Annotated in this window: 1 pseudogene; it reads left to right on the plus strand. The window is 67.2% G+C overall.

What is annotated here, in order from left to right:
• Positions 1-384: pseudogene (locus tag AC5ZGW_RS47465) on the plus strand (nitric oxide reductase activation protein NorD); the annotation flags it as partial.

Raw genomic sequence — 384 nt, forward strand, 5'->3', positions numbered from 1 at the left:
GGCCGGATTGAAATTCGCTTCCGGCAACAGGGTACGACGGCTGGCGTTTTTCCGCCTCGAGGACGATCTCGCGCGTCGCATGATCGCGCGCGATCTCGGCAGCGTGACGTTCCTCGAAGCCGAGATCGAGCTGAAGGCGTTCATAACTGCGCTCTGGGGCAAGCCGCCTCTGCTGCGCAGCTTTGCCGCCGACAACAGCCAGGCGCCGCAGCGGCGCACCTCGATTGCCGGGCCGCTGATCCGCCTGCCCGAAACCTTTCGCGGCGTACAGGGCGATGCTGCGCGGGCGCTGTTCCGGGCCGCGGCGGCGCATGCACAGGCGCATCTCGTGCTGGGCAACGGGCTGTTTCCGGTCGGCAAGCTGAAGCCGCTGCAGATAGCGCT

This window comes from Bradyrhizobium sp. Crot121 (assembly GCF_059512385.1).